We start from the raw sequence: 19,079 nt of genomic DNA on the forward strand, positions 1-19,079 counted from the left end.
TTCTTCCAGATGTTTGTCGATGTCTGCGAGCCGCCTTGCGCCCCTTCGTCCGCGTTCGCCCTTCGTGAAGGCGCGCGTGACGAAGCCGGCGTCGGAAACGGTCGCTATAGATCTTCCGAACCCATGAGCATCTCGGTGATGCCCTTGCCGGCCTGGACCATCGGCCAGACGTTTTCGGTCGGATCGGTCTGGAAATCGAGAAACACCGTGCGATCTTTGAGGCGCAGCGCTTCCTTCAACGCCGGTTCGACGTCCGCCGTGCGTTCGATACGCATGCCGACGTGGCCGTACGCTTCGGCGAGCTTCACGAAGTCCGGCAGGGCATCCATGTACGAATGCGAATAGCGCTTGCTGTACTCGATCTGCTGCCACTGGCGCACCATGCCCAGATAGCGGTTGTTCAGCGAAATGATCTTCACAGGGGTGTCGTACTGCTTGCAGGTCGACAGTTCCTGGATGCACATCTGGATCGAACCTTCGCCCGTGATGCAGAGCACGTCGTCGTCCGGGTGCGCCATCTTCACACCCATCGCCGCCGGCAGGCCGAAGCCCATCGTGCCGAGGCCACCGGAATTGATCCAGCGGCGCGGCTTGTTGAACTTGTAGAACTGCGCGGCCCACATCTGGTGCTGGCCGACGTCGGAACACACGAAGGCATTGCCGTCGGTCAGTTCCCACGCCTTTTCCACCACGTACTGCGGCTTGATGATGTCGCTCTTGCGGTCGAACTTCAGGCAGTCTTTCGCGCGCCAGGCTTCGATGTCCTTCCACCAGTCGGCGAGTGCCGCGGTGTCCGGGCCATGCTCGGCCGTCTGCAACTGCTCGATCAGTTCTTTGAGCACTTCCTTCACGTCGCCGACGATTGGAATGTCGACTTTGACGCGCTTGGAAATGGAAGAAGGATCGATGTCGATATGGATGATCTTGCGCGGACGCGACGCGAAGTGCGTCGGGTCGCCGATCACGCGGTCGTCGAAGCGCGCGCCGATCGCGATCAACACGTCGCAGTGCTGCATCGCCATGTTGGCTTCGTACGTGCCGTGCATGCCGAGCATGCCGAGGAATTTTTTGTCGCTCGCGCGGTAGCCGCCCAGACCCATCAACGTGTTGGTGATCGGGTAGCCGAGCAGGTCGGCGAACTGATTCAGCTCACGCGATGCATCCGCGAGAATGATGCCGCCGCCGGTGTAGATGTACGGACGCTTGGCCGACAGCAACAGCGAGACCGCCTTGCGGATCTGGCCGGAGTGGCCCTTGGTCACCGGGTTATACGAGCGCAGCGAAACGTTCTTCACGGGTTCGTACTGGCAAGGCGCTTTCGACACGTCTTTCGGAATGTCGATCAGCACCGGGCCGGGGCGACCAGTACGGGCAATATAGAAAGCTTTCTTGACGGTGGCGGCGAGATCGCGCACGTCCTTCACGAGGAAGTTGTGCTTCACGCAAGGACGCGTGATGCCGACCGTGTCGCACTCCTGGAACGCATCCTGGCCGATCGCGGCAGTCGGCACCTGGCCGCTGATCACCACCATCGGAATCGAATCCATGTAGGCGGTGGCGATGCCGGTCACCGCATTGGTGACGCCGGGGCCGGAGGTCACGAGGCACACACCGACCTTGCCGGTGGAGCGCGCATACGCGTCGGCGGCGTGGACCGCGGCCTGCTCGTGGCGTACGAGGACGTGCTGGAATTTGTCCTGCTTGTACAACTCGTCGTAAATGTAGAGTACCGAGCCGCCGGGATAGCCCCAGATGAACTCGACGTCTTCGTCGGCCAGTGCCTTCATGAGCACGGTGCCGCCAATAGAGTCAGCTTCCTGATGGGGAGTCGTATCCGACGTGGAGAATTCCGCGCTGGGCATATTCATTTATTCACCTTTCGAATTTTCGGCAAAAAATTGATCGGGTGCTCTCTGCCGGGCTTGTGGCTCGGGTTCAAGCGGCGCGTCCAGTTGACAGGTGAGCTTCTTGGGCCACACCTCAATTGAGACAAGTCACTTATGTTGCGAACCAGCGAAGATATCTGCTGGCGCGCATGCGGTCAAGCAAATATTGCCTTGGCGCCCTGTCCCCACACTCCAGGATTGACCGCAATCACCCGAAATCCTGTTATGTCGATGCAAGGTTGACCACGTTTCGCCCCGGGCCGCGCAAAAGTTTGTTAGCATCCGCGAGCTTTGCGACATTTTTCGACCGATTACGCGCACGCTCGCTGCGCCGACCCCCAAACGGATGGCATCAGACAAGGAACTCGCCGATTTTCTGGCGGGCGTCGAAAGGCGCGCATTCAAGCAGACGGTCTACGCCGTGCGGGACGACGACGCCTCGCTCGATATCGTGCAGGACGCGATGATCAAGCTCGCCGAAAAATACGGCGACCGTCCGCCCGCCGAGTTGCCGCTGCTGTTTCAGCGTATTCTGCAGAATGCGACGCACGACTATTTCCGTCGTGCGAAAGTACGCAATACGTGGGTTAGCCTGTTCTCGTCGCTCGGCAATGCCGACGACGACGAATTCGATCCGCTGGAAACCTTCGAGGCCCAGCAAGGCTCGGCCGGGGCCGAGAGCAACGAGCGGAAACTCGAGCGCGAGCAGATCCTGCAGTCGATCGACGACGAGATCCAAAAATTACCGGCACGTCAACGGGAGGCGTTTCTCATGCGTTATTGGGAAGATATGGATGTCGCCGAGACTGCCGCCGCGATGGGCTGTTCCGAAGGCAGTGTGAAGACGCACTGTTCGCGGGCCACCCACACGCTGGCGCAAGCGCTCAAGGCCAAAGGAATCACCCTATGAGCTCCCTCGAAACCAAAGAACTCGAGTTCGCGCGCCAGGTGCGCCGCGCGCTCGACGAAAACGCCGCCAGCATTGCCCCCGCCACCGTCGATCGACTCGCCGCGGCGCGCCGTGCCGCGCTCGCCCGCAAGAAGCCCGAAGCCGTCAGCGCGCCGGTGCTGGTGCCCGCTTTCGCCGGCATGCCGTCCGGTCTGCCGCAAGTCGAATTCCCGCAGCGCCGCCGTTCGCCGCTGCGCCGCTTCGCGCTCGCGTGGCCGCTCGCCGCGCTGGTCGTGAGCCTCATCGGCATTGCCTACTGGGAAGACCAGCAGCGCACCGCCGAACTCGCCGATATCGATGCCGCCATGCTTAGCGACGACCTGCCGCTCAATGCCTATCTCGACCACGGTTTCAACGCGTACCTTTCACGCGCCCACCACTGAGCGGGAGATTTTTCGGGTGAGTTACAAGCGCGGCCTGGCCGTTCTTTTCGGATGTGCGATCGCGGCCCTGGTGTCGTTTGCCGCGACCTATCCGCGCTTTTACCCGAGCCCCTCGCCCGTCGGCGCACACTCGGCCGGCGGCAACGCCACGGCCAGGACGCCCGCTCCCACCCTCGCCGTCGAATTGCCGCGCCTGCCCGGCAGCAATAGCCCGATGGCGTGGTCGCGCCTCACCTCGGCCGAACATCTCGCGCTCGCACCGTTCGAAGCCCAGTGGGATTCGTTCAGCGACGAACGCAAGCGCAAGTGGATCAAGATCGCGTCGCGCTATCCCAGGATGTCGCCCGATGCGCAAAAGCGCCTGCATGAGCGAATGAGCGAATGGGTGCGCATGACGCCCGACCAGCGGCGCGTCGCACGCGAGAATTATCAGGTGTCGAAGGAATTGCCGCGCGAGGCTCGTCAGAACGCGTGGAAGGCCTATCAGCAGTTGCCCGAAGAACAGAAGCAGCGGCTGGCCGCGAGCGAGCGCAAACGGCGGCCGAGCGTCGTCAGCGCGCCGCCGTCGGCGCGCAACGAAATCAAGGGTCTCGACCGGATCGTCAATGCGCGCGAGCACGGCGCGAGCAGCGTAGCGGCGGCGAGCGCCGTTGCGGCCGCATCGTTGCCGGTCCCGGCCGCCGCGCCCGCGATTCCGGCCGCGGGCAGCTTCGTGCCCGCCACGCCGCTGCCGGTGTCACCGGCCGAGGCGCCGTCGCTCTTCAACGGCTCCTGATCCGGCTCCCCGTGTCCCAGACGCTCACCACCTCGACACCGCCCGCCGATGCGTCTCGCATCGCCCCCACCGTTCGGCGGCGCCTCGCCGCGCTGCTCTACGAAGCGCTGATCCTCTTCGGCGTGGTGTTCGTCGCCGGCTATCTGTTCAGCACGCTGACGCAGCAACGCAACGGACTCACCCATCACAACCTGCTTGCCGCATGGATCGGCCTCGTGGTCGGTGTGTACTTCGTCTGGTTCTGGACTCACAGCGGCCAGACCCTGCCGATGAAAACCTGGCGCTTGCGGGTCGTCGCCGCCGACGGCGCGCCGCTGTCCACGGGACGGGCGATCGCCCGTTACGTGCTCGCGTGGCTGTGGTTTCTGCCGCCGCTCGCGCTGCATCCGCTGCTCGGGCTGCGCCTGCCGCAGACGCTGGCGATCGCCGGCATCTGGTTCGTGCTGTGGGCCGCAACCGGCCGCTTCGACCCGCAGCGTCGGTTCCTGCACGACCGGCTCGCGGGTACGCGCGTGATTGCCGTCGCACGCTGAGCGAACGGCGCACTCACCCTCCGGGCGGCTGTGTCTGTTCGGCATACCCGGCAGTCCATGAAATAGCCGTTCACGCAGTCACCTCCCGCCTGGCCGCGCAAGCGAGGCCAAACACGCCAACCACGCTCTTCTGCCGCGCACCCTAAGCGCACCGCTCCGCCGCGCGATCCGCACCCCGCCCCACGCCGTAGTAATAAGAACTTCTCATGACTGTCACGGCACGGTCACGCGCGCCCGGCCCAATACAGGCACCGCAACTCGACGCGTGAGCCATGGACCCCAAAACGTCCGCGACTTCCCTGTTCCGCCAGACCGGCCCGAGCGTCGACACCGTCGCGTTCCGCCCGGACCCCAACCCCGCTCACCACGGCTTGCCGTTGCCCGTGGCGCCGCCTCTCGACGCGCACGCCGCCCATCCCGAAGACGAGCACGCCGACCCGCACCGTTACCGCACCATCTGGCTGTCCGACATCCATCTCGGTTCTAGCGGTTGCCAGGCGCCCTATCTGCTCGACTTCCTGCGTCATAACGAGTCGGAGTATCTGTACCTCGTCGGCGACATCATCGACGGCTGGCAGTTGAAGAAGGGCTGGTACTGGCCGCAGGCGCACAACGACGTCGTACAGAAGGTGCTGCGCAAGGCCCGCAAAGGCACCCAGGTCATCTACGTGCCCGGCAATCACGACGAAGCCGCGCGCCAGTTCTGCGACCTCGCATTCGGCGACATCCACGTGCGCGGCGAAGCGTTTCACACGACGCTCGCTGGCAAGCGGCTGTGGATCGTGCATGGCGATCTGTTCGACGGCGTGATCCAGCACGCGAAGTGGCTCGCGTATCTCGGCGACACGCTATACACGATGATCCTCGTCCTGAACCGCTGGTTCAACCGCATCCGCAGCAAGCTCGGCTTTCCGTACTGGTCGCTGTCGCAGTACCTGAAGCATCAGGTGAAGAACGCGGTGAACTTCATCTCGTCGTTCGAAACGGTGATGACCGACGAAGCGCGCCGCCGCGGCTGCGACGGCGTGGTCTGCGGACACATTCACAAAGCCGAGATGCGCGACATCGACGGCGTGCTGTATTGCAACGACGGCGACTGGGTCGAAAGTCTGTCGGCACTCGTCGAGACCTATGAAGGCGAACTCAAGGTGATCTACTGGACCACGCTGCGCGCGCCGCAAGCCGGCACGCAGAAGGCCCGGGCGACCGCGTAGTCTTCCTAACTTCCTTTGGACCCGAATCGAGGAACAAGCCGATGAAGATCATGATCGTCACCGACGCATGGGAACCGCAGGTCAATGGCGTCGTGCGCACGCTGAAGAACACCACGCGTGAGCTCACCGCGCTCGGCCATCGCGTCGATCTGCTGACGCCGCTTGAATTCAAAACCATTGCCTGCCCGACTTATCCGGAGATCCGTCTGTCGCTGCTGCCGCGCCGCAAGCTGCGCGAGCGCATCGACACGTTCGCGCCCGACGCGTTGCACATCGCCACCGAAGGTCCGCTCGGCATGGCCGCACGTGCGTATGCGCTGCGTCACAAGCTGCCGTTCACGACCGCCTATCACACGCGCTTTCCGGAATACGTGCAGGCGCGTTTCGGCATACCGCTCGCCGCGACCTACAAGTTTCTGCACTGGTTCCACAAGCCATCGCTCGCCGTGATGGCGCCCACGCCGGTGGTGAAGCAGGACCTCGAAAAATTCGGCTTCACGAATGTCGTGCTGTGGACCCGCGGTGTCGACCTCGAGATCTTTCATCCGATGGACTCGAAAGTGCTCAACTCCGCGCGGCCGATCTTCCTGTACGTGGGACGCGTGGCGGTCGAGAAAAACGTCGAGGCGTTTTTGAAGCTGGACCTGCCCGGCTCGAAATGGGTCGCCGGCGAAGGACCCGCACTCGCCGAGCTGAAGTCGCGCTATCCGCAAGCGAATTATCTCGGCGTGCTCACGCAGGCGGAACTCGCGAAGGTGTACGCGGCAGCCGACGTCTTCGTGTTCCCGAGCCGCACCGACACCTTCGGGCTCGTGCTGCTCGAAGCGCTCGCATGCGGCACGCCGGTGGCGGCCTATCCGGTCACCGGTCCGATCGACGTGCTGGGCGACGGCGGCGCGGGCGCGATGCACGAGGATCTGCAAGAGGCCTGCCTCGAAGCGCTGAAGATCGATCGCCATCATGCGCGCGCATGGGCGGAGCGCTTCTCGTGGGCGGCAGCTTCCGCGCAATTCGCCGCGCATCTGAAACCACTGCCGCATGCGTCGTATCGCGAGGAAAGCGCCGCCGCCTGACGCGGCGCGAGCCCTCCATGCGAACCAGCCAATCCACCCAGGCCACGCTGAGGCGCGCGTCGAACGGCGCGCTGCGCGCCGTCGATGCCGAGCGCGATGTCGGCCACGACGTCAAACACGACGCCACCGGCATCGAGCCGTTCGACGATGTCGGCGAACCCGGCGCGCCGCATCATGCGAACGCTGCGCACGATTCAAACGGCATCGACAGCACCGCACACGAGCCGCTCAGCCCCGACGATCCGCTCACGCCCCTGCCGTTCAATCCGTACAAGGGCAACCGCGGCCTCACCCGCGCGTGGCACGCGATGAAAAATTCGCTCGCCGGATTCCGTGTCGCGATCCGTGAGGAGAGCGCGTTTCGCCAGGAACTCACGCTCGCCGCGATCCTGATTCCGTGCGGCCTGCTGGTGCCGGTCGAGCCGGTGTCGCGTGTGCTGCTGCTCGGCTCGGTGCTGCTGGTGCTGATTGTCGAGCTGTTGAATTCGAGCGTGGAGGCGGCGATCGACCGGATCTCGCTCGAACGCCACGAGCTGTCACGCCGCGCGAAGGACCTCGGCAGCGCGGCCGTGATGGTCGCGCTGGGCATGTGCGTGATGACGTGGGCGCTGCTCGTCGGACCGCTCGTCGCGCGTTGGCTGCGCGCATGGCTATGACAGCGCGCCGCCTACCGGCCGCAAGCGTTTGAAACGCCGTCCCACCGCCATCGCAGCCTGTTCCCGTTGCGCGCCAACCCTCGCCGAGGACGAAAACCCTGACTATCCGCTTGGTATAAGAACGCTCGGTTTATAATCGTTCGATAGTCTCATGAGACCACGCCGGGGCCGCCCGGCGTGGTCTTGCTCCCGCGGGAGCCCTGTCGCCGAGCGGCAGGTCTGCAGGCGCTCATATACCAACCGCAACCGGGTGGACCACGCAGCAGCGGCACGCCGCCGCGCGATCATCCCGGCATAACCAGGGCCGGACGACATGGAAGCCAAACCTCCCCGCCGCACGCGCGAACGGATTCTCGAACTGTCGTTGAAGCTGTTCAACGAAATCGGCGAGCCGAACGTCACGACGACGACGATCGCCGAGGAAATGGAAATCAGTCCAGGCAACCTGTACTACCACTTTCGCAACAAAGACGACATCATCAACAGCATCTTCGGCCAGTTCGAGCAGGAGATCGAAAAGCGTCTGCGTTTCCCGGAAGACCATCGCGCGACTATCGACGAAATGTGGTCGTACCTGCAGTACATGGTCGATTTCACGTGGCGCTACCGCTTCCTGTATCGCGACCTGAACGACCTGCTCGCACGCAACCGCACGCTCGAAACGCACTTCAAGCAGATCATCAGCCACAAGGTGCGCTTTGCGAGCCAGTTCTGCGAGCAGCTCGTCGCCGACGGCGAGATGGTCGCCACGCCGGAAGAAATGCATGTGATCGCCACCAACGTCGGCGTGATCGGCACGTACTGGCTGTCGTATCAATTCGTGATGAATCCGCGCAAGTACAACGAGCAGGAAGCGATTCGCGCGGAGCTGCATCAGGTGAGCGTGCAGATCGTGTCGCTGATGGCGCCTTATCTGCGCGGCCGCTCGCGGCAGATTTTCGACGACCTCGTGTCCGGCAAGCTGCCCAAGCGCGAGTTCTACGATTACCTGCCGCCCAAGGAAGGCGCCGCGCCCCGTAACGAATCGAAGGACGTTTGAGTATGAAGTCGGTGTGTGTGTATTGCGGCTCCTCCAACGGAGCCAAGCCGTTGTATGCGGAGGCGGCGCGCGCGTTCGGCCGCGCGCTGGTGCAGGCCGATCTCGCGCTGGTCTACGGCGGCGGCAAGGTCGGGCTGATGGGTGTGATCGCCGATACGGTGATGGCCGAAGGTGGCCGCGCGATCGGCGTGATTCCCGAGCTGCTGGTCAACAAGGAAGTCGGCCATAACGGGCTGACCGAACTGCACGTGGTGCCCGACATGCACCATCGCAAGAAGATGATGGCCGACCTGTCGGACGCGTTCGTCGCGATGCCGGGTGGCGCGGGCACGCTCGAAGAGCTGTTCGAGGTCTTCACGTGGGCGCAGCTCGGCTATCACCAGAAAGCGGTGGCAGTGCTGAATATCGATGGCTTCTACGATCCGTTGATCAAGCTGCTGCAGCACACGGTCGACGAAGGCTTCATGCGCCAGACCTATTTCGACATCCTGCAGATCGATGCCGAGCCGGCCGCGCTGATCGGCAAGCTGCAGCGCTATCAGCCGCCCGCAAGCGACAAGTGGGCGATCAAGCGCGACGGGGTCTGACGCGACCCGGTCTGACGCGACCCGGTCTAACGCGACGCGTTTGATGGCAGGGGCGCACCGATTGATTCCCGCGCGTCCATCCGGGCGCTCGTCCCACCGGCTGCGCCGTTCGCGCGGCCCTCACCCGAACGATGAGGTTGCGATGACGAAAGCCGTTCTGATCACCGGTGGCAGCCGCGGCATTGGCCGCGCGAGCGCGCGTCTGCTTGGCGCGCGCGGCTGGCGCGTCGGCGTGAATTACGCGCGGAATGTGGCCGCCGCGCAAGCCACCGTCGCCGAAGTCGAGCACGCCGGCGGCCGCGCCGTGGCGATCGAAGGCGACGTCGCGAACGAAGCCGACGTGATCGCGATGTTCGACACGCTCCAGCAGAAATTCGGCCGGATCGATGCGCTCGTCAACAACGCGGGCATCGTCGCGCCGTCGAGCGCGCTCGCCGACATGGACCTCGCGCGCCTGAAGCGCGTGTTCGATGTCAACGTGCTCGGCGCATACCTGTGCGCGCGCGAAGCCGCGCGGCGCATGTCGACCGATCGCGGCGGCGCGGGCGGCGTGATCGTCAATATCTCGTCGGCGGCGGCGCGCCTCGGCTCGCCGAACGAATACGTCGATTACGCCGGCTCGAAAGGCGCGGTCGACACGATGACGCTCGGCCTCGCCAAGGAACTCGGCCCGCGAGGCGTGCGCGTGAACGCGGTGCGTCCCGGCCTGATCGACACCGAGATCCACGCGAGCGGCGGCAAGCCCGAGCGCGCCGCGCAACTCGGCGCGACTACGCCGCTCGGCCGCCCGGGCAGCGCGGACGAAGTCGCTGAAACGATCGTCTGGTTGATGAGCGACGCGGCATCGTACGTGACGGGCGCGTTGATCGACGTTTCTGGTGGACGCTGAGTCGCTTGACGCGCGCACTCGCGCCGTGGTTTGGCCGTGTTTTTTGCGCGCGGGTTTCGGCGAGCGGTTCCGGCGACGTTAAGTCGACCGGCCACGCGGTTGACGAGGCGCAGTTCGCGGCCTCAGAACGATGAGCCGGGTTCGCGCAGAAACGCGCGCTCCTCGTCCGTCGACGAGCGCCCGAGCACCCCATTGCGATGTGGAAAGCGCCCGAAGCGCTCGATGATTTCCGCATGCCGCGCGGCGAACCGGTAGTACGACTTGCCGCCCGGTTCCGCTTGCAACAGTTTGAACAAACGCAGCGATTCGCGCTGGCTGGCGAGCGTCTCGTCGTGTTCGAACGGCAGATAGGCGAACGCGCGATGATGCACGGTCGGCAACAGGCGATCCGCGCCGCTTGCGATCATCTGTTGCGCGATGCGCAGTGCTTTCTGATCGGCGGCGAACGCTCGCGGCGTGTTGCGGTGGCAATTGCGCGAAAACTGGTCCAGCACGATGATGAGCGCCAACGCGCCGAGCGGCGTGGTCTGCCAATGGTCGGGCGAGGTGGCGCTTGCCATGTCGCTCGATGCATCAACCGCCGCGTCGATCAAGGCGCCAAAGCGTTCCCGCAACATCGCATCGAATGCTTCGTCGCGGGAAAACCAGCGTTTGTGCTCCTCGCCGAAGTGCGGTGCATCCGGCGCATCGAACCAGCAGTCGAGAACCGCGCGCGCTTGCGGCGCGAGGCCCAGGTAGTCGGCGGACGTCGAGTATGTCGCGCCGGATTCGTCAGCCATTGCGGTTGCGCATCCAGTCGTTCTGAATACTACTAACAGTGAGTTCACGATAAACCCTTGAACTGAAACACCTTCTTCCAACTAACACTTTCCGCGCCTCTGGTTCTTAACTAACGAACTTCTCGGCCAAACTCAGCGGGATAACGGCGTTCACCCGAGGTTCCAAGCCTTTGGACGTTAACAGAGTATCCTTGAGCAAACAGCGCTCCCGCGTGAACTTATCGCCTACGGTTGGTTGACACGGCACTTTGGCCCTTCGGTAACAACGGACGACCAATCACAACCCCTCCGAGTGGCCCGCCGGACGCGCTGTCTCGGCTGACGTCACGACCATTGCTCGACGTCCCCTCTATCCATCGTCGCGGCGCGACAGAGCAACCACTTTACCTGACACTTCGCCACGGAGGCGGGCAATCTCGTCCCTTAGCGTCTCGTTAATTGACGCCAGTTCGTCAAGGTCTTTTTTGGCTGCGCGAAGCTCGTCTCGTAAGCCCTTCAGTGCGGCGCGGGCATCGACCAGCTCAGCAGCCTTGGCATCGCGCTGTTGACGAGTCGTACGGCCGAGTTCATGGCGAATCGCCTCTGCGAGGTCGGGATATGTATTATGGATGAGGCTTGGGCTGACACCCGCCTCCGCAGCGACCGCCGTAATGCTCAATTTCAGGCCTTTGTTTCTGACCTCGATGATTGCAGCCGTCAGCTCTTCTTTCGTCTTCTCTCGGTCTCGCGGTCGAGGCTTTCTTCTTTCAGAATCAGCGGACTTTTTCATGCGAATACCCCTAGCGCCGCATATGCAGCTGCCTGCTCGCTCGACGGCAACGGCACCTGAAGCTCGCTCAGCACCTCCTCTGAGCGCGCTATTGCTCGCTGAGCCTTTTGCCGGACACTGGGGCCACAATCAGTAATGGCTGCCAAACGCAAGTTGTCAAGATGAATCATCTGCCAAATGGCAGCGTGGTCTTCTTCGATGATGGCCTGCGAGCAACCGACGCAATTCGCCGGCTCATAGACGCCTTGCCCGTGGCAAACGCGGGTTCCGCTGAGGCACCACGAATGGCCGGTACTGCGGATTTCGATGGTCTCGGCAGTATGAAGTAGAAGCTCTTTAAAATTTTTAACTGGCGTGGCACGGGTCTGCATCAACTTTCGGCCCGCGCCCCCGCTCAGCGGTCCGTCGGAGTCCATCCAACCTTCCATCAGCTCGACGCGCGCCGCGGTTTGCTCTTCATGAAGCTCGCGGTATAACCCGAGGTCCTGGTACGGATTCGAAGCGTAAAGCTGCGTCCACGACATTGAGGCATGTTTGAGTTGCCACTTGAGAAACACCAAACCCATGCGCCCTAGACGCGAGTTGGCGACGTTATAGGCAAAGGTGCGTCGACACTGGTGGTTGGCCAACTCCCAATCCGAGCCAACTGCGCGAGCGAGGGCCTTGAGTTGCACATTACAACTTATTGCACTTATCGTTCCAATACGGGAGCCGGTCCCCAAGTGGTCCGACGCACTCGTCGAGACGCACAAAAACAAATGCCGCTTCATGTCGCGGACGTCGTTAAGCCGGCCAACGGCCTCTACGACAGCCATCCCGTTTTCAAGAAGACCGTCTTTATTGACGCCTCGTTGCAACAGCATTTCGAGCCATTGGGCTTCGTCGACCAAGCGAGCCTGCATCGGCTCGGCGTATCGCTGCAAGATTTCTAAAGCCCGTAAGGTTTCTGGTGGAACTAAAAACTCGACTTCGCCCCTTTTTGTTTTGAATTCTTTGGTACGCACCCAATGGAAAGTAACGCCATTTCGCACCTCGCTTCGCCAACAGCCACTAGTGATGGCGATGCTCTCGCTGTTGCGCATTCCAGAGGTGATTTGCGTAAGATACAAGACAGAATCGCGCACGCGAGTAAAGGCAGGATTAGATGGAGAAATCTTCCCTTCGTCTCGTTTTTGAAAGAGTTCTTCCGCCTCGCCGAGACGTGCCTCACAGTACGCAAACAGGTCACGCTGCAACGAACGAGGAACCACGGGCGTTTTGCCAGTACGGCCAGCCATGCTGTCATTGTCGTCCTCGTTAAATCCAAAAGCTTGCTGGGCCGTCACTCCTCCCCAAGGGTGCTCCGATAGTGGATAAAGCACATCCTGCGGGAAGTCCCAGACTAAGCCGATAATGTCCAGGCGGTTCCGAATTGCGCTAGGCTTGAGCGTGCGTTTCAGGTCCGCAATGTAGTCAGATAGATGCAACGCGCGCACCATCCTGAATGTAGCAATTCGCAGCGACGCCAAATGCCGCAACAAGACACGCGCACCAACTGCGGTTCGGTACACATAACTCGCGGTCCAAGGGATGCCGTGCGGGCCACGAAGCAGCGCACAGTAGAGCGCCGCCTTGGCATCGTCCAATAGTGCTTTTGGAACATCATTCGGCCAAGTGATGGAAAATTCACAGGCTTTCCTGTTCTTGACCTCCGACTCCGACGCCAAGTGCCAAACCGGGTCGCCGATTCGGCTGACTGGATATTCATTCCCAAACTCGTCGGCTACAGCAGTGACAATAAGGAGGTCACGCTCGGCTTGAGACATGCCTGCTAGGCTGACAGGCCGAGCAGCTAACAGGTCAAAGGGCCGAGGACGGGTATAGACCTTTGGTTTGACAACGTCGGCCGACTGTCTTTTCACTCGTCTCGGCTCTATGTTGGATGAGGCGACGGCTTCCTCGCGAGCATTCAAGGGCTCTGTCAAGTTCTTGGGCGTGCCGAATTGACGCAGTGTCTGCCTACGACGCATGGGTTTCTCCTGATGCGTGACTCTGTGCAGAAGTTCACATTCACTAGCTTATGGGCATGCGCGTGCGTGCCCGATGGCTCATTGTCATTTGATGTGTCCAGAACGGGTGCAAGCCCCGTTTCGTCTTGGTACGTGCTTCCTTGACGATGCGGGCTGAAAACTGTCGCTGTGTGAATTGGTCGATGTATGGAATTGCAATACGGTAGCGGTCACGCAGGTCCTCCAGCGCATCGTCATCGGTACGTTGCGAGCCGAGCATCGACTCGAGGTGCTTAAGCTCTTCCTCCGCAAATGCCTGGAAGCTGAACAGCCGCCAAAGCTCCTCGGCCGTGCCGACTATCGCAAAGCTCGAGCAAAAAAGGCACATCACGTAGCGGTCGCAGTGGTTGTGCCCGTCGCGCGGCGCGTGTTCGCCATTGAGCGTATCCTCGCAACCCGACACAGGGGTGGGCTCCATGGGTACGGCCAGTGCACCCCCGCGCGTTGTCTGCAATGGCTTGACCTCGATAACACGCTGTGACGCCAAAGCATTTCCGGGAGCCCCTCTCCGGTCGCGCACCATCGCGGTGAAGTCGGAACTCATGAATTCTGCCGCCTCGGCTTTTTGGGCCTCATTCATCGAGGGATAGCTCGAGCCAGCCACTCTTGAAGTGTTGCCCATCAAGTTCGCGGTCTTTTCCAAGTCGCCAGTGGAGCAAAAAGCGCGGTCAAAGTATGACTTGCGGGTTCGACTGAGGTTAACTCGCAGCACTCCGCCACTGTCATCAAGCAGATTGTGTCGTTTGATAAGCGCGCGGATGGCCTTCGCCAAGGTGGCATTAGTGAGACTAGTGACTGCGCCCGCCCTCCCGACGGCCCGCTTTTCAGGGCGATACAACCACACTCGGTCTTTGTATCGCGGCGGAGCTTCTTTCACCAGTTCTTCTGTGCTCGTAATTGCCTGCTGCAAAACGGCGCCCTCCGACAGCGAGAAGACCGCTTCACCAGCGTCGGCTGCGTCAAGCCCTGCTCGGGAATTTGTACTTTCTCGCACAGTCCGGCCTATACTTGAGCGAATCTTCCGGCTGCGAAACTTTACCGTCCACATGCGGATTGTGCCGGGCATGAGCCCGGGACTCATGGAATCGCGTCTCAACTCCAAAAGGGGTGTGGGGTTCTTACCTTGCCGGTGCGCGACCAGCAACAGTCTTAGCGCCTGCACGTCTCCCTGGTAAAGGGGCAATCGTCCACGGTAGATGGCTATAAGGTCCGCTTTGATTGCTCTTGCCAAACGTTCCTGTTCGCCGGCGCTCAAGCTAGTTTGATTACTTCCGCCGTGCTCCCAAGGAAGCACCCTTCTCTTAAAGAACCGCGTCGGCTCTCCCGTAATGTACCCCTGCGCAAACATCTCTCCTAGAACCGGTTTGACGCTCCTGAACCATGTTCGGATTGTCTCGGGTTTCAGCCCGCGTCTCTGTCTACGTACTTGTAGCCAACTGACAAACCCATCGATGTGCGACGGAGAAAGCTCTGCCGGCGTGGCGACGCGCGGAGCTTTTACCCCCTCAGTCAAGTATTCGAAAAATACTTTGAGACTCCTCGCGTATGTGACCACGGTGGCGGTTTCCCACGCGCCTGAGAACAACATGGCTCGAATACATGCTACCCCCGCCCAGACCCATGCGTCGATGCCATGTTCGAGCCATTGCTCGAAGTATATGTTCCTGTCGCTCCCACCAAATCTTGCGTCTGGGCCGAGCAGTGCCACCATGTCGATGTTCGCGTCGGTCCTTGAGAGCGAACCTGTGTCAGTTGCTCTAACTGTGCCTAGAGCCTGCTCTTTGCGTGCAGGGCTGGCTTGGTAGCTCTTTTTTCTCGGCATTTTGACAGTATGCGAGTTAGGGACTGAAAGGCGAACGGATGGGCCTATGCAACTGCAAACCATAGTGCTGGAGTCACGTCATAGAGACGGTCGAACTCGTCCATCAACGCTAACGCCTCGGCCCCCACTAACCGCTCAATCTGCTGAAGGTACACCATCGTGGTCTGGACGCTCGCATGCCCGAGACGGTCGCGAACATACATAAGAGGCTCTAGTTGGATTTTCGGGTTCGCTCTCAGCAACAGCAATGTATGGATGGCGTAGCTATGGCGAAGCATCAGCGGATGGATGGAAAACCCGACCTTGCGCCCCAAGTCCGACATGACCTTGTGAGCCGACCCTTTGTCATATGCATTCCCATGTACCGTCAGCAGAAGTGAATCCGGCTCTCTTTCACATTTGACGCGCCGGTTTCGTTCGAACCGAGTATATGCATGCATGTCCTCCATCAGACTATAGGGGATGTGCACAACCCGACGTTTATCAAATTTAATTTCCATGTGGCGAGGGTCAAGCGTCACGTCGATAAGTGTGCCGGGCTTAAGGTGGGGCCGCGTTGCGGGGTCGTACACATATGCCAAAGGAAAGGTTCGAGCTTCAACAGACCGCAAGCCGACACGGGCCATAAGGTCAAAGAGCAAGCGGTGCGACGTCGAACGGATAGCGTTGCGTGCAATCTTTAACTCTTCGGCCGTAAGAAACACCGGCTCCTTCTCCCATTCGTCGAGTAGGACGTCTGGTCTGCTGACAGTTTGGCTACCTCCCATCACGTGAGCCAGGTCATGCTCAATGCCGCCCGCCGTGACGTCCGAGTTCCTGAAAGGCAATCGCTCGAGCATGTGGCGCTCCAGTGCCCAGTTATAGAAGCCCGCGACAATCCTCAACCGATGATTAATGGTGCTTGGGTCCAGCTTCAAGTCAAACGCCTGCCAGTCGCGATAGACGCGCACAACGCTCTCGCCCACTGAACGGAACGACTCGTTCCACGTGAACCCATTGACATGTAGGAAGCTGGCGAAATCCCACAAGTTCCGCCCATAGTTCTCCCAGGTCTTGATGTCGAGCGCCTTGCCGCTGTCCAACAGGAGGTGTCGTAGATACTTGTGGAATGGCTCCGCCGGCGTCATGTCGTCGCTCAGTATCAACGGAAAGTCCGGGCGGGGACGCCCGGCGTAGATGAATTGTTCCGTGGTGAAGACGAGTCTCACGCTTTGGCCTCCCGCGACGCGGCAATTGCCTTCGTGGACGAGGCTTGCCACAAGTACATCACGAGGTCGACGACACCGCCCTCTTGGGCGCCGTAGAGCATCGGGCTATCAACAAGCAGTTCCGAGGCAGCGCCGGCAGCGTTGACGTGGACCCGCTGCGTTGAGCTAGACTGCCTCGGCTTGAAATCCCATTCGAGTTTGACGTGCGTTGCCGGAAGGCGGAGCACCTCGAGCGAGTGGACGCCCCTCGGCCGCTGCAGTTCCGAGTTATCCGCAGGTGCCATCTCCCCCCTGTACTTCCCATCTGCTACTTGACAGAGAGCCGAGTCGTCTCCGCGGAAACATAGACGCGCTGATGGGCAGAAAGACCGAAGACGAACTACGTATCCCCCGATAGGAAGAGGTCCTGCGGTCGGTGGGAATACCCGCGGAACGAACTGATAAGCGATGGGGTGCGCCGACAACGCGTGCGCCACCAGGAACTCATCCAGTCGCTCGAACAGTTCGAAATTGATGAGACGGCAGATAAGGGAAACCGGAAGCAACTCGCAGTGGCATTTCCACGCGCCAGCCAAGCGGCTATGGCGAGTGAATCCTTCCCCAATTTTTGAGCCCGACCGTAGAGAAGGCGAGCCGTGCGTAGCCCGTCTCGGTCGACCCATCCCCTTCCGTTCAGTTGCTTCCCGCATCGCATCCTCGCCGATATACCCTCTCATAAAAAGGCGAGGCTGCCATCGACTAAAGGCCAATGGCGTGTATCAGGTGCGATGACTCAGGTTGGCGTTGCGCCAAGAGGCAATTTAGCAAAAAGATGGCCTCCCTTCAAGTATCCACATTGCTGTGCGGCGAAAGCGTCGACCTTGCCGGCACGCGTACTGTCGTCCGGTCTTGCGTAGTTGCCCCCAGAATCTGTTAACAAGTTGGCGGCTAGACTTGGGCAGATTTGTTAACTCACTGACCGGATTTACTTTCGCGTAAGTGAACTTTCAATGAGCGCACGGTGGCAAGTTAACCTCCCGTTTGCGCGCCACGCAGGCTGCACGCCCCACGGAAGGCAATCTCACTGCGCGGTATAACTCGAATTGAGAAGTTTCAAAGTCGATGGAACCGCGTGATACCAAGCCATCAAGCGACGGGACCAACTGCGGAGCGTGTCGCTTAACAGTAGCGTTTTGCTCAAATAGCGCTATACGGTCATGCCACACGTTGGCCGAGCAGGAGCCGCCCAACGAGAGTCGCCCCGACGAACTGATGGGCTCCGGTGAGTGGCCGCTTACGCGGCGGCGGCTGAATCCACCACTAGCGCGCAGGGGATGGCCAAGACCAGAGGGAGCGCCTGAGAGATATCGGCAACAGGATGCCGAAGCTAGCGTCCCGGAGGGAGCGACGGCTCATTAACGGCGATAATGCGGGTGGAGAGGCTGATTGGAAGACTTCCCCGGGCGTTAATGCCGTAGGGAGGGCTGGGATCAGCCTCACCACCCAGCGACTCGGGCCCGCAGAGATGCTCAGGGCTGAGCCTTTGGGGGGAGATGGAATCGATGTCGATAAAGCACGGAATCTGCCGAAGTCAGTGACGGTGGCTGGCATCTCAACCGCTTTGTCGGCACCTTGTGAAACAAAAAGTTGTTCTTACATTTTAGTCAACAAATTGTTCGCGCAAATGGGCTCTTTTGCCTTCACTCTGTGCGGCCTAATTCTTTGATTTCAAATAGGAATCACGGAACTTAGCCGCGCAAGAGCGAACGTGCTGATGTGTGCAAATCCATGAGGGAAGGGGTCGCTTTAGACGGCTCCTTCGCGGGAACACTGCAAAACCTTGCTTGATATAGCGACTGTCGCTGACGGAGCTTTCGTGCTCGTCGACCTAGCTACTAGACGGAAATGTCTTCCTTGGATATTCGTCCGCTAGAGTGTGCGTTAAGAAGGTGCCGTCGGCGTTTCGACAGTTCGCTAAGAATCTCGAATTCAACCGCCCCGGCCGGATAATCTTCCGGCCACCCCTTTGCCAGCAACTCCACCGCTTCCCGCAACCGCATCCGCATCCGGAGCGCCCAATCGTCGTCGCTCGCACCGACTCTCCCCGCACTCGTTGCCGCCAAAACGGCCTGCGCGCAGGCCATCCGGCCGAGCGCACGTCGCAGGCGCACGAAACTGGCGTTAGAAATCTGCAGGTCTCTTGACGCCACCTCAATGTCGGTCAGTGCGTCAGCTAGGAAGCAGTCGAGCAAGTCGGTCGCCATGGCTAGCAAAATAAGTGAGAGCACACTTACAATAAGATTGGCCACCTGCAACGTTAGATTTTTCCATCGCAGTACAGCGATGTGGTTTGTATCGCTTTACAACAACGGAGCGGCCTCGGTGGCTGCCCAGCATCCAACGAATAGCGTGTAGAACGCCCGTCGTTTCGTTAAATCGCTCTTCGCCCGGTTGAGTTAAGACTTGTATCCACAGACGCAACGTCGCGTC

The 19,079-nt window shown here is 60.9% G+C and carries 17 protein-coding genes; 10 read left to right on the top strand and 7 right to left on the bottom strand.

Going from position 1 to position 19,079, the window contains the following annotated elements; translation table 11 throughout:
* Positions 1-104: 104 nt before the first annotated feature.
* Positions 105-1,868: an acetolactate synthase 3 catalytic subunit gene (locus HV770_RS17945; RefSeq protein ID WP_175161677.1), complete on the bottom strand. Its 1,764-nt coding sequence runs from the start codon at positions 1,866-1,868 to the stop codon at positions 105-107.
* Positions 1,869-2,232: 364 nt separating this feature from the next.
* Here HV770_RS17945 and HV770_RS17950 point away from each other — a divergent pair, with 364 nt between their 5' ends.
* From HV770_RS17950 to HV770_RS17995, 10 genes are all read left to right on the top strand, one after another.
* Positions 2,233-2,796 (top strand): RNA polymerase sigma factor, encoded by a 564-nt coding sequence (locus tag HV770_RS17950; protein WP_175161678.1) that lies wholly within the window; start codon positions 2,233-2,235, stop codon positions 2,794-2,796.
* Positions 2,793-3,218 carry a DUF3619 family protein gene (locus HV770_RS17955; protein ID WP_175161680.1) on the top strand — a complete coding sequence of 142 codons (426 nt, stop codon included), beginning with the start codon at positions 2,793-2,795 and terminating at the stop codon, positions 3,216-3,218. Before HV770_RS17950 ends, HV770_RS17955 begins: the two co-directional genes overlap by 4 nt.
* 16 nt (positions 3,219-3,234) lie before the next feature.
* Positions 3,235-3,993: a DUF3106 domain-containing protein gene (locus HV770_RS17960; protein WP_175161682.1), complete on the top strand. Its 759-nt coding sequence runs from the start codon at positions 3,235-3,237 to the stop codon at positions 3,991-3,993.
* A gap of 11 nt (positions 3,994-4,004) precedes the next feature.
* The gene (locus HV770_RS17965) at positions 4,005-4,526 is read left to right on the top strand and encodes an RDD family protein (RefSeq protein ID WP_175161684.1); all 522 of its coding nucleotides are present in this window, start codon (positions 4,005-4,007) and stop codon (positions 4,524-4,526) included.
* Positions 4,527-4,798: 272 nt separating this feature from the next.
* Positions 4,799-5,740, top strand: a complete 942-nt coding sequence (locus HV770_RS17970) for a UDP-2,3-diacylglucosamine diphosphatase (protein ID WP_175161687.1) — start codon at positions 4,799-4,801, stop codon at positions 5,738-5,740.
* A 41-nt stretch (positions 5,741-5,781) separates the two neighbouring features.
* Positions 5,782-6,813, top strand: a complete 1,032-nt coding sequence (locus HV770_RS17975) for a glycosyltransferase family 4 protein (protein ID WP_175161689.1) — start codon at positions 5,782-5,784, stop codon at positions 6,811-6,813.
* A 17-nt stretch (positions 6,814-6,830) separates the two neighbouring features.
* Positions 6,831-7,469 carry a diacylglycerol kinase gene (locus HV770_RS17980; protein ID WP_175161691.1) on the top strand — a complete coding sequence of 213 codons (639 nt, stop codon included), beginning with the start codon at positions 6,831-6,833 and terminating at the stop codon, positions 7,467-7,469.
* A 313-nt stretch (positions 7,470-7,782) separates the two neighbouring features.
* The gene (locus HV770_RS17985; protein ID WP_175161693.1) at positions 7,783-8,508 is read left to right on the top strand and encodes a TetR/AcrR family transcriptional regulator; all 726 of its coding nucleotides are present in this window, start codon (positions 7,783-7,785) and stop codon (positions 8,506-8,508) included.
* Between the two features lie 2 nt (positions 8,509-8,510).
* Positions 8,511-9,095, top strand: a complete 585-nt coding sequence (locus tag HV770_RS17990) for an LOG family protein (RefSeq protein WP_175161695.1) — start codon at positions 8,511-8,513, stop codon at positions 9,093-9,095.
* Positions 9,096-9,237: 142 nt separating this feature from the next.
* Positions 9,238-9,984 (top strand): SDR family oxidoreductase, encoded by a 747-nt coding sequence (locus HV770_RS17995; RefSeq protein ID WP_175161697.1) that lies wholly within the window; start codon positions 9,238-9,240, stop codon positions 9,982-9,984.
* 122 nt (positions 9,985-10,106) lie between these two features.
* On the opposite strand, the gene HV770_RS18000 is transcribed toward HV770_RS17995, so the two are convergent.
* The 6 genes from HV770_RS18000 to HV770_RS18025 all read right to left on the bottom strand — a co-directional run bounded on the left by HV770_RS18000 (position 10,107) and on the right by HV770_RS18025 (position 18,904).
* Positions 10,107-10,763 carry a DUF924 family protein gene (locus HV770_RS18000; protein WP_175161699.1) on the bottom strand — a complete coding sequence of 219 codons (657 nt, stop codon included), beginning with the start codon at positions 10,761-10,763 and terminating at the stop codon, positions 10,107-10,109.
* 349 nt (positions 10,764-11,112) lie between these two features.
* Entirely contained in the window at positions 11,113-11,532 is a 420-nt protein-coding gene (locus tag HV770_RS18005; RefSeq protein WP_175161701.1) for a TetR family transcriptional regulator, read from the bottom strand.
* Positions 11,529-13,541 carry an integrase gene (locus HV770_RS18010; protein ID WP_246290972.1) on the bottom strand — a complete coding sequence of 671 codons (2,013 nt, stop codon included), beginning with the start codon at positions 13,539-13,541 and terminating at the stop codon, positions 11,529-11,531. Before HV770_RS18010 ends, HV770_RS18005 begins: the two co-directional genes overlap by 4 nt.
* Positions 13,542-13,584: 43 nt before the next feature.
* On the bottom strand, positions 13,585-14,646 hold the full coding sequence (locus tag HV770_RS38685) for a hypothetical protein (RefSeq protein WP_246290974.1): 1,062 nt from the start codon (positions 14,644-14,646) through the stop codon (positions 13,585-13,587).
* An 800-nt stretch (positions 14,647-15,446) separates the two neighbouring features.
* Complete coding sequence (locus HV770_RS18020; protein ID WP_175161706.1) at positions 15,447-16,610, bottom strand: tyrosine-type recombinase/integrase; 1,164 nt, start codon at positions 16,608-16,610, stop codon at positions 15,447-15,449.
* 1,874 nt (positions 16,611-18,484) lie between these two features.
* Positions 18,485-18,904, bottom strand: a complete 420-nt coding sequence (locus tag HV770_RS18025; protein ID WP_175161708.1) for a hypothetical protein — start codon at positions 18,902-18,904, stop codon at positions 18,485-18,487.
* Positions 18,905-19,079 lie beyond the last annotated feature (175 nt).

Origin of the sequence: Paraburkholderia fynbosensis, from assembly GCF_902859935.1 — a bacterium.
Lineage (GTDB): Bacteria > Pseudomonadota > Gammaproteobacteria > Burkholderiales > Burkholderiaceae > Paraburkholderia > Paraburkholderia fynbosensis.